This window comes from Cyanobium sp. BA20m-14 (assembly GCF_024346295.1).
In genome coordinates this window covers 1-10660 of the sequence record NZ_JAGQCR010000100.1, presented here as the reverse complement: position 1 = coordinate 10660, position 10660 = coordinate 1, and the positions used below count along the sequence as shown (strand labels likewise).

At 67.8% G+C, this 10660-nt stretch carries 11 protein-coding genes; 9 read left to right on the top strand and 2 right to left on the bottom strand.

Annotated features, from left to right (window positions below):
* The first annotated feature begins 124 nt into the window (after nucleotides 1-124).
* From KBZ07_RS10485 to KBZ07_RS10475, 3 genes are all read left to right on the top strand, one after another.
* Nucleotides 125-628: a Dps family protein gene (locus KBZ07_RS10485; RefSeq protein ID WP_254931559.1), complete on the top strand. Its 504-nt coding sequence runs from the start codon at nucleotides 125-127 to the stop codon at nucleotides 626-628.
* Nucleotides 629-698: 70 nt separating this feature from the next.
* Nucleotides 699-2330: a CTP synthase gene (locus KBZ07_RS10480; RefSeq protein WP_254931558.1), complete on the top strand. Its 1632-nt coding sequence runs from the start codon at nucleotides 699-701 to the stop codon at nucleotides 2328-2330.
* A 324-nt stretch (nucleotides 2331-2654) separates the two neighbouring features.
* The gene (locus KBZ07_RS10475; RefSeq protein WP_254931561.1) at nucleotides 2655-3296 is read left to right on the top strand and encodes a 7-carboxy-7-deazaguanine synthase QueE; all 642 of its coding nucleotides are present in this window, start codon (nucleotides 2655-2657) and stop codon (nucleotides 3294-3296) included.
* Here KBZ07_RS10475 and KBZ07_RS10470 read toward each other — a convergent pair whose 3' ends face one another.
* Entirely contained in the window at nucleotides 3297-3815 is a 519-nt protein-coding gene (locus tag KBZ07_RS10470; protein WP_254931557.1) for an ecotin family protein, read from the bottom strand.
* Nucleotides 3816-3917: 102 nt separating this feature from the next.
* Between KBZ07_RS10470 and queC the strand changes: the two genes are divergently transcribed.
* Genes queC through KBZ07_RS10455 form a run of 3 tightly spaced genes read left to right on the top strand, consistent with a single transcriptional unit; the run spans nucleotide 3918 to nucleotide 6816 of the window.
* Nucleotides 3918-4580 (top strand): 7-cyano-7-deazaguanine synthase QueC, encoded by a 663-nt coding sequence (gene queC, locus KBZ07_RS10465; RefSeq protein WP_254931560.1) that lies wholly within the window; start codon nucleotides 3918-3920, stop codon nucleotides 4578-4580.
* Entirely contained in the window at nucleotides 4577-5914 is a 1338-nt protein-coding gene (locus KBZ07_RS10460) for an anthranilate synthase component I family protein (protein ID WP_254931556.1), read from the top strand. Before queC ends, KBZ07_RS10460 begins: the two co-directional genes overlap by 4 nt.
* Entirely contained in the window at nucleotides 5911-6816 is a 906-nt protein-coding gene (locus tag KBZ07_RS10455; protein WP_254931555.1) for an aminotransferase class IV, read from the top strand. Before KBZ07_RS10460 ends, KBZ07_RS10455 begins: the two co-directional genes overlap by 4 nt.
* 26 nt (nucleotides 6817-6842) lie before the next feature.
* On the opposite strand, the gene KBZ07_RS10450 is transcribed toward KBZ07_RS10455, so the two are convergent.
* Nucleotides 6843-7319 carry a hypothetical protein gene (locus KBZ07_RS10450; protein WP_254931554.1) on the bottom strand — a complete coding sequence of 159 codons (477 nt, stop codon included), beginning with the start codon at nucleotides 7317-7319 and terminating at the stop codon, nucleotides 6843-6845.
* 106 nt (nucleotides 7320-7425) lie between these two features.
* Between KBZ07_RS10450 and KBZ07_RS10445 the strand changes: the two genes are divergently transcribed.
* From KBZ07_RS10445 to KBZ07_RS10435, 3 genes are all read left to right on the top strand, one after another.
* Nucleotides 7426-8865, top strand: a complete 1440-nt coding sequence (locus tag KBZ07_RS10445; RefSeq protein WP_254931553.1) for a circularly permuted type 2 ATP-grasp protein — start codon at nucleotides 7426-7428, stop codon at nucleotides 8863-8865.
* On the top strand, nucleotides 8859-9818 hold the full coding sequence (locus KBZ07_RS10440) for an alpha-E domain-containing protein (protein ID WP_254931552.1): 960 nt from the start codon (nucleotides 8859-8861) through the stop codon (nucleotides 9816-9818). Before KBZ07_RS10445 ends, KBZ07_RS10440 begins: the two co-directional genes overlap by 7 nt.
* A partial coding sequence (locus KBZ07_RS10435) for a transglutaminase family protein (RefSeq protein ID WP_254931551.1) occupies nucleotides 9803-10660 on the top strand: 858 nt, incomplete at its 3' end. The genes KBZ07_RS10440 and KBZ07_RS10435, both read left to right, overlap by 16 nt.

Below are 10660 nucleotides of genomic sequence, written 5' to 3'. Positions count from 1 at the left end.
TCCATCTCCAGAGGCAGCTCAGCCGCCTGACGGGAACGCCGGTTGCCTGCGGAACAACAAAGCTCAACACAGGGCGGCCAGGCCCCACCGACCAACTAAAACGGAATTATTACGCATAAGTCCCATGGCCTCCAAGCCAGCCGCCCCCTCCGGCGCCCCCCCGATCGACATCGGCATCCCGGAAGCCCAGCGCCTCCAGATCGCCGCGGGGCTGGGCCAGGTGCTGGCCGACAGCACCGTGCTCTACGCCAAGACCCACGGCTTCCACTGGAACGTGACCGGGCCGATGTTCAACACCCTGCACCTGATGTTCATGGAGCAGTACACCGAGCTCTGGATGGCCCTAGACGCCATCGCCGAGCGCATCCGCGCCCTTGGCTGCCCTGCCCCCTACGGCGGCGCCACCTATGCGGGCATCTCCTCAATTCCAGAAACCGAAGGAGTCCCCGGCGCCCTGGCCATGGTGCGCGAGCTGGTGGAGGGCCATGAAGCCGTGGCCCGCACCATCCGCAGCGTGTTTGCCACCGCCGATGGCGCCAACGATCAGCCCACCGCCGACCTGCTGACCCAACGGCTGCAGATCCACGAGAAAACCGCCTGGATGCTGCGCAGCCTGCTGGAGGTCTGAGCGCCCGCTGGAATACCCGGCGTAGTGCCCGGTGGGAAGCCCGGTAGATTAAAGAGTCTGGCGCCGGGCCATGGGTAAGTTTGTTTTTGTGACCGGCGGGGTGGTGTCGAGCATCGGCAAGGGGATCGTGGCGGCCAGCCTGGGAAGGCTGCTCAAGAGCCGCGGCTACAGCGTTTCGATCCTCAAGCTCGACCCCTACCTGAATGTGGATCCGGGCACGATGAGCCCCTACCAGCACGGCGAGGTGTTCGTCACCGAAGACGGCGCCGAAACAGATCTGGATCTGGGCCACTACGAGCGCTTCACCGACACGGCCATGTCGCGGCTGAACAGCGTCACCACCGGCTCGATCTACCAGGCGGTGATAAACAAGGAGCGGCGCGGCGACTACAACGGCGGCACCGTGCAGGTGATCCCCCACATCACCGGCGAAATCCGCGAGCGCATCCACCGGGTGGCCGCCAACAGCAATGCTGACGTGGTGATCGGCGAGATCGGCGGCACGGTGGGCGACATCGAATCGCTGCCCTTCCTGGAGGCGATCCGGGAATTCCGCGGCGACGTGGGCCGCCACGACATCGCCTACGTGCATGTCACCCTGCTGCCCTTCATCGGCGTGTCGGGCGAGCTCAAGACCAAACCCACCCAGCACTCGGTGAAGGAGCTGCGCTCGATCGGCATCCAGCCCGATGTGTTGGTGTGCCGCAGTGACCGCACCATCAGCAACGACCTCAAAGGCAAAATCGGCGGCTTCTGCGGCGTGCCGCAGCGGGCCGTGATCCAGGCCCTCGATGCCGACAGCATCTATGCGGTGCCGCTGGCGATGGAGCAGGAGGGGCTGTGCCGCGAGGTGCTGGAGGTGCTGCAGCTCACAGACCACAACAGCGACATGGAGCGCTGGCAGGAGCTGGTGACCAAACTGCGCCACCCCGGCCCGGCCGTGAAGGTGGCCCTGGTGGGCAAGTACGTGCAGCTCAACGACGCCTATCTATCTGTGGTGGAGGCCCTGCGCCACGCCTGCCTGGATCGGGACGCCTCACTGGATCTGCACTGGGTATGCGCCGAGCAGCTCGAAACCCAGGGGGCCGAAGCGCTGCTGGCGGGCATGGATGCGGTGGTGGTGCCCGGCGGCTTCGGCAACCGGGGCGTGGACGGCAAGGTGGCGGCGATCCGCTGGGCGCGGGAAGAGCGGGTGCCCTTCCTGGGCCTGTGCCTGGGCATGCAGTGCGCCGTGATCGAGTGGGCCCGCAACCAGGCGGGCCTGGAGGGGGCCACCAGCGCCGAGCTGGATGGGGAGTCGCCCCACCCGGTGATCCACCTACTACCCGAGCAGCAGGACGTGGTGGATCTGGGCGGCACGATGCGCCTGGGCGTCTACCCCTGCCGCCTGGCAGCCGGCACCATGGCCCAGCGCCTCTATGGCGATGAGGTGGTGTACGAGCGCCACCGCCATCGCTACGAATTCAACAACGCCTACCGCAGCCTTTTCACCGAAGCGGGTTACACCATCAGCGGCACATCACCGGATAACCGGCTGGTGGAATTGATCGAGCTGCCAAGCCACCCCTTCTTCACCGCCTGCCAATACCACCCGGAATTCCTCTCCCGCCCCGGCAAGCCCCACCCCCTCTTCCGGGGATTGATCGAGGCGGCCCAGCAGCGGGCCGCCCAGGTGGCTTTCGCGCAGGTCCCGCAGGCCTGAGCGGCGAGGATCTGCACTCACCAGAGTTCACAGGCGAGGCCAAGGGCCCCTAGAAGTTTGTCCACGCTTGGCGTGCCGAACCCCGATTCCGGCAGACAACACCCAGCACAGGCGCAATACCTAAAGCCCTGATAGCTGCGCCGGTACCTACAACCAGCCAGCTCTGGCGACCGAAAGCCTTTGAGCAACAACCACCCGCCAAGCTCCGCCCCTGGAGACCCTTCGGCGCTGGAAGGCATGAAACGTCGCTGGCTCGCCATGCAGGACGGCCACGACCTCTGGCAGGAGAATCGATGGGATCTTCCTGCTGGCCCCGGCGAACCCTTGACCCCTGCACCGCCCAGCCAAGCCCTGCCGGTGGTGGAAGCCTTCCACTCCCTCCAGGGGGAAGGCATCCACGCCGGCCGCAGCGCCTTCTTCGTCCGCCTGGCGGGCTGCGGCGTGGGCTGCAGCTGGTGCGACACCAAGCATTCCTGGGCCGCGGCGCCCCACCCCCTGCGCCCCCTGGCCGAGCTGGCAGCCGAAGCCGCCTCAGCTTCAGCAGCAGGGGCCGCCTTTGTGGTTGTCACCGGCGGTGAACCCCTGCACCACGAGCTCACCGCCCTCTGCGCCGCCCTCGCCAGCAGCGGCCTGCCCCTGCACCTGGAGACCAGCGGCGTCGATCCCCTGAGCGGCCGCTTCGATTGGATCACCCTCTCACCCAAATCCCACCGGCCGCCCACAACCGAGCTGCTGGCGAGCTGCCACGAACTCAAGGTGGTGGTTCACGGGGCCGGCGATCTGGCCTTCGCCGAAGCCATGGCGGCAGCGGCGAAGGGCTTGCGCGCCGCTGGCAACCAGCCGGCGCTGCTACTGCAGCCGGGCTGGGACTCCCAGAGCGGCCAGGCCCTGGCCACGGCCCACGTGCTGCGGCATCCCCAGTGGCGGCTCAGCCTCCAGAGCCACAAGTGGCTGGGGCTGCGCTGATCACTGCAGGCGCGCCGGCCTCTCCTGGACCTCGGCCTTCCACAGCCGCCAGCGCAGCTCCAGCGGCCGGGGCGCATCCACCACGATCGGTTGGCTGGCGTTGTAGGGCACCACAAAGGCCTTGCCAGCCATCGGCACAAAGGCGCGGCGCCGGGGCTGATCCGGCGGGCAGGCCATGCGGGTGGAGGCCAGCTGCCCCACATCGGTGACCCGATAGAGCAGGGGGCCGCCCGGCTGGGCCGGCTTCAGCGGCCGCAGCTTGCCGCCAAAGGTCTGGCGGTTGCAATCGAGCTCCACCATCTGGCCCACGATCAGCTGCACCCGCCAGTCGGCGGGGCTGGTTGACAGCGCGGGATCGGCCTGGGGGGGGAGCACCCCCGGCAGCTGGATCACCCAGCGGCGATCATCGGCGGCGGCTTTGGGATGGCTCGAGAGATCGAGCCGGGGTACCGCCGAGACGGGCGCCGCAGCGAGCAGCAAAACAAGCGCCACGTTTTTGATGCCCCTGGCCAAATCCATATCCCCAAATGCACGGTTGGGGCCATCGTGGCGGCAGCAAGCGGCGCTGGCATTGGGGAAGATGTACTTCTGTACAAGCTCCCTAACGCCATCGCCAGCCCCATAGCCCCATCTGCCCCACCCCTTGCGATCGCCCTGCTCTCCGGCGGCCTGGATTCAGCCACCGCCGCGGCCCTGGCGATCGAAGCCGGTTATCGGGTGATCGGGCTGTCGCTGGATTACGGCCAGCGCCATCGCCGCGAACTGCAGGCCGCCGCCGAACTGGCCCCGCTCCTGGGACTGGCTGAACACCACACCATCGCCGTCAACCTGGCCGCCTGGGGTGGCTCCGCCCTGACCGACACCGCCATCGCCGTACCCAGCGCCGGGGTTGAGGCGGGCGTGATCCCGAGCACCTACGTGCCGGGACGCAACACCGTGTTCATCGCCTTGGCGCTGAGCCTGGCTGAGGCCCGCGGCGCCGAGAAGCTGGTGCTGGGCGTGAATGCTGTCGACTACTCCGGCTACCCCGACTGCCGCCCCGACTACCTCGAAGCCTTCCAGACCCTGGCTGAGCTGGCCAGCAAGGCCGGCCGCGAAGGCCGCGCCGCCCAACTCTGGGCACCCCTAGTGACCTGGAGCAAAACCAGGATCGTGCAGGAGGCCCGGCGGCTCGGCGTGCCGATCGAGCGCACCTGGAGCTGCTACGAGGGTGGCGAGCAGCCCTGCGGCGTGTGCGACAGCTGCCGCATCCGCGATGCCGCCCTGCTGGCAGCCGGGGCATGAGCCCGCCCCGCCACCGCGAGCCCCTGAATCACCCCCTGCCCTGGCGGGATCCCTGGCCCCTGGTGCAAGCCCTGGCCGCCGAGCTGGGGAGGGAAGGTCTGGTGTGGCTCGATGGCGATGGCAGCGCCCAGGGCCACCGCAGCTGCCTCGGCCTGGCGCCCCTAGAGCAGCGCATCTGCCGCGGCCTGCCGGGGGACACCGGCGCCGACGATCCCTTCGCAGCCCTAGCCGAGCTGGCGGCGGGCGGCGGCCACTGGATGGGCTGGCTCAGCTACGAAGCGGGGGCCTGGGTGGAGCCCGCACCCCACTGGCAATCCCCCGACATGGCCCTGCTCTGGGCCGCCCGCCACGACCCGGTGCTGGTGATCGACCACCCCAGCCAGAGGCAATGGCTCGAAGGCCAGGATCCAGGGCGGCTGAGCAGCTTTGCCGCCCTGCTGGAGCGGCTTGATCTGGGCGCCCCGCCAGCGAGCCAACCGGCAGCCGCGATCGCGCCAGCCTCCTGGCACTGGCACACGCCCCCCGAGCGCTTCGCCGATCAGGTGGAGCAGATCCTCGCCTGGATCGCCGCCGGCGATCTGTTCCAGGCCAATCTCACCGCCTGCTGCGAGCAGCAACTGGCGGACCCCGCCGATCCCCTGGAGCTCTACGGTCGCCTGCGGCGCAGCTGCGCCGCACCCTTCGGTGGCCTGGCGATCGCAGGAGCAGCCGCGGCTGGTGAGGCGGTGCTCTCGGCCTCCCCGGAACGGTTCCTGCGGCTGGACGGGACGGGGCAGGTGGAGACGCGGCCGATCAAGGGCACCCGGCCCCGCCACCAGCACCCCGAGGCCGATGCCGATGCCGCCGCCGACCTGGTCACCAGTGCCAAGGACCGGGCTGAGAACGTGATGATCGTCGACCTACTGCGCAACGACCTGGGGCGGGTGTGCCAGCCGGGCTCGATCCAGGTGCCCCAGCTGGTGGGGCTGGAGAGTTATCGCCAAGTGCACCACCTCACCTCGGTGGTACGGGGCCAGCTGGGCGATGGGCTGAGCGCCATTGACCTGCTGCGGGCCTGCTGGCCGGGGGGCTCGATCACCGGGGCCCCAAAAATCCGGGCCTGCCAGCGGCTGCACGGCCTGGAGCCGGTACCCCGGGGGCCCTACTGCGGCTCCCTGTTCCGGCTGGGGGCCGACGGGCAGTTCGACAGCAGCATCCTGATCCGCTCGCTGCTGCTGCGGGGCCAGCGGCTACGGGCCCACGCCGGCTGCGGCATCGTGGCCGACTCCGATCCCGCCGCCGAAGCCGAGGAGCTGGGCTGGAAACTGCAACCGCTGCTGGAGGCCCTGGCGTGAATCGCCCCCAGCCCTTGGCCGCCGCGATTGCCTGGCTGGGGGATGGCTCGGGGCATGGTTGCTGGAGTAGCCCCGCTGACCTGGCCATACCGCTCGACGATCGGGGCCTGCTGCTGGCCGACGGCCTGTTTGAAACGGTGCTGGTGGAGGCCGGCCGGGCCTGGCTGCTGGCGGAGCATCTGGAGCGCTGGCAGGGCTCGGCGGCCCTGCTGGGGCTGCCACCACCACCGGGGGCAGCGACCGTGGAGAGCCTGCTGGGCGCAGCCACCGCCCGCAGCGGCATCGGCACTGCCCTGGGCAGCAGCGGCGCCCTGCGGCTCAACTGGAGCCGGGGCAGCAGCGACCGGGGCAGTGGCGACCGGAGCAGCACCAGCCGGGGGATCGACCTGGCCGGCAACGACGAGCCCCGCTTCTGGCTGCAGCTCAGCGCCATCGAGCCCTGCTTCGCGCCGCTGCGGGTGATCGTCAGCCCCACCGAAACCCGCAGCGCCACCAGCCTGCTGAGCCGCTGCAAGAGCTTCGCCTATGGGGCCTCAATCCAGGCCCGCCGCCAGGCCCGCGCCGCCGGCGCCGACGATGCCCTGCTGCCCAGCTCAGCCGGCGGCCTCTGCTGCGGCACCACCGCCAACCTGCTGGTGTGGCATGGGGGCAGCTGGATCACCCCACCGCTGAGCAGCGGCTGCCTGCCGGGGGTGATGCGGCGGCGGGCCCTGGAGCGGGGGCTGGTGGCAGAGGCCCTGATCGGGGAGCAGGATCTGCACGGGGCTGGGGCGGCCTGGTTGATCAACAGCCTCAGCTGCCGGCCGATCAGCCACCTGGGGGCGGTGCCCCTGGCGAGCAGCGGCCAGCAGCCCGAAAGGTTCTGGCGCCAACTACTCCTGGCCGATCACCCCTGCAGTTAATTGCAACGCAGTCAATTGCAACGCAGTTAGTTGCAACCCATGGTGGAGATCCGGTAGGTGAAGCCGGTGGCCGCCTGGTCGGCACTGGCACCGATCTTGAAGTTGAGCTGGCTGACGGTTTTGCCGGGAATCGCCGGGAAGGGGCCCCACATGCGGCCCGTACCCATCTGGGGGGCGAACGACTCGTTGATCACCTGCAGGCTGGAGCCATCGGTGAACTTGAGATAGCCCTGGATCGGGTAGGTAGCACTCACCGAGGAGTCAGCTGTGAAGAAAAATTTGTAGCTGGCGTAGGGCTGGGTCACGAAGAAATCGGTGTTCCAGTTCGGACGGCCAAAAGGATTGCCCGGGCCCACTGTCTTGAGCACGATGTTGGTGGTGCCATTGCCTCCCACCGGGGCCAGGAACTGGCAGGTTTGGGCCTGGACCAGCGCCGGTGCCGCCAGGGTGGCGCCGGTGGCAAAAATTCCAGCGATAGCAGCGTTGAGCAGGCTAGGGCGCATGAATTTGCAGACACTGCCGCTAATTCTAGCCGCCCTTCCGTATCAATACACACCGGCGATGACCCCGCCGGCTGGACATGATCCCGCCACGTCGAGGGGATGATCCATGTTCACGGAATACAAACCCAACAAGGGCTACGACGAATATTTCAGTGCCGCCGACCAGCCCCGCAGCGCCCTGAGGCCCCTGCTCTCCTCCCTGGGCCAGCTGGGCCTCGACGAACTCAACCGCAACCATGCCGCCGCCGGAGTGCTGTTGCGGAGGCTGGGGGCCACCTTTCGCCTCAACGATTCCGGAGGCCAGGGGGGGGAGCGGATCCTGCCCTTTGATCCCCTGCCCCGGCTGATCAGCAACGACGACTGGCAGCGGCTGGAGGAGGGCCTGCTGCAGCGCCTGGAGGCGATAGACCTCTTTCTGGCCGACGTCTATGGCCCCCAGCAAATCCTGCGCGATGGCCTGATCCCAAGGGAAGATGTGGAGAGCTCCCAGGGCTGGCGCCCCCAGCTGCAGGGCTTCAAGCCCCCCCTGGGCCGCTGGTGCCACATCTCCGGCCTGGATCTGGTGCGCGACGGCCAGGGAGCTTGGCGGGTGCTGGAGGACAACCTGCGCTGCCCCTCCGGCGTGGCCTACTTCCTGGAAAATCGCCGCGTGATGAAGCGGATGTTCCCGAGCCTGTTTTCAGGACGCACGGTGCAACCGATCGACGATTACCCCTCCCGCCTGCTGCAGACCCTGCGGGAGCTGGCCCCCTGGACCGATACCCCCAAGGTCGTGCTGCTCACGCCGGGGGTTTTCAACAGCGCCTACTTCGAGCACAGCTACCTGGCCCAGCAGATGGGCATCCAGCTGGTGGAGGGTCGCGACCTGATCTGCCAGGACGAGCGGGTGTGGATGCGCAGCACGGCTGGCCTGGAGCCGGTGGATGTGATCTACCGGCGCATCGATGACGACTTCCTCGATCCGGCCGTATTCCGCAGCGATTCAATGCTGGGGGTGCGAGGCCTGATGGCGGCCTACCGGGCCGGCCGGGTGGCGATCGCCAATGCCCCCGGCACCGGCGTCGCCGACGACAAGCTGATCTATGCCTACGTGCCGGAGATGATTCGCTACTACCTCAGCGAGGAGCCGATCATCGAAAATGTGCCCACCTACCTCTGCTCCCGCCAGGAAGACCGGGCCTATGTGCTGGCCCACCTGGGCGAGCTGGTGGTCAAGGCGGTGGCTGAGGCGGGCGGTTACGGCATGCTGATCGGCCCCCATGCCAGCCCGGAGGAGATCGCCGAATTCGATGCCAAAATCCAGGCCGATCCCCGCAATTACATCGCCCAGCCCACCCTGGAGCTCTCCACCGTGCCGTCGTTGAGCGAGGGCGAACTGTTCCCCTGCCACGTCGACCTGCGGCCCTACGTGCTGCGCGGTCGGGGCGCCTGGGTCAGCCCCGGTGGCCTCACCCGGGTGGCCCTGCGCCGGGGATCCCTGGTGGTGAATTCCTCCCAGGGGGGAGGCTGCAAGGACACCTGGATCGTGGCCGAGCAACCATGCTGAGCCGCGTCGCCGATTCGCTCTACTGGATCAACCGCTATGTGGAGCGGGCTGAGAACATCTCCCGCTTCGTCGAGGTGAGTGAGGCCATGGCCCTCGATTGCCCCCCCGGCAGCGCCGAGCCCTGGCTGCCCCTGATCGATGCCAGTGGCGATCGGGAGTTGTTCGATCAGCTCTATCCAGCCGGCGGGCCCGAGCAGGTGGTGGAGTTTCTGGTGCGGGCGGAAGCCAATCCCCACAGCGTGGCCAACTGCATCGCCATCGCCCGGGAAAACGCACGCCAGATCCGCGACGTGATCACCACCGAGATGTGGGAGCAGCTCAACGACATCTACTGGACCCTGCTTGACAGCGAAGGCTTCTGGAAACAGCAGCCCCAGGAGCAGTTGCGCGACATCCGCCGGGCCTGCCAACTCTTTTACGGCATCACCGATGCCACCCTCAGCCGTGACCTCTCCTGGCACTTCAGCCGGCTGGGCCGACTGCTGGAGAGGGCCGACAAGACCACCCGCATCCTCGATGTCAAATACTTTCTGCTGTTGCCCACCCCGGATGAGGTGGGCGGTGTGCTGGATGAACTGCAGTGGATCTCGCTGCTGCGCAGCGCCGGGGCCTATCAGATGTTCCGCCAGTCCCAGCAGCAGGCGATCGAACCGAAAGCCGTGGCCGCCTTTCTCCTACTGGATCCGATCTTTCCCCGGTCTGTGCGCTACTGCCTAGGCCGCATCGACGAAACCCTGCGCATCGTGCGGGGCCAGGCCGTGCCTGGTGCCCCCGATGAGCTCGAATGCCTCAGCGGGCTCACCCTGGCCCGCTGGAGCTACACCAGCATCGACGAGCTGATCGCCGGGGGATTGCACGAGTCGATCGACGATCTGCAAAGCGATCTCAACCGGCTCCATGATTTGGTCGAGCAGCGCTACTTCATCGCCGACTCCGCATGCGTGCCCGCGTAATCCACACCTTCACCTACAGCTACAGCGCACCCGTGCTGCTTGGCCCCCACCGCTTCTGCCTCAAACCCAGGGGGCAGGGGTTCCAGCGGCTACTGGACTTCCAGTTGCTAGTGACGCCTGAGCCGGGGCGGCTCTACCCCTTGGTGGCCGCCAGCGGCGATGAAATTCTGCGGGCCCGATTCAATGGGCCCGCGGATACGTTCATGGTGCGGGGCAGCAGCCTGGTGGAAACGGAACCGGCACCACTGCTGCAGGTTTGCCTGGAGGGCAGCGAGCCGATGCTGCCCTACCCAGTGGGCCACCTGAATGGGGACCTGGCCGGCAGCCTGGAGGGCTGGCTGCCCAATGGCCAGCACGATCCAGCCGCGGTGGACATGGCCCAGGAAGCCCTGATGGGCAGCGACCAACGGGCGCTGATGTTTCTGCAACAGCTGGTGGAGATAATTCAAGACCGGGTCAAGTACACCCAGCGACACGTGGGCCCGGCCTGGCCCGCCGGCCGCACCCTCAAGGAAAGGGTGGGGTCCTGCCGCGATTTGGCCATGCTGATGGTGGAGGCCTGCCGCTGCGTGGGTTTACCGGCCCGCTTCGTGAGCGGTTACCACCTGTTGGAACCGAAGCCAGAGAGCTACGACCTGCACGCCTGGGCCGAGGTGTATCTGCCAGGTGCCGGCTGGCGGGGCTTTGATCCCAGTGGCATAGGCGTAATCGACGACCGCTACATCATCCTGGCCACCTCCTCCAAGCCGGAGCTAACCGCCGCAGTCACCGGCAGTTTTTCGGGGCCGAATGGCGTCGAAAGTTTGATGGAATGGAGCATTGAGGCAGACATCCAAGAGCCG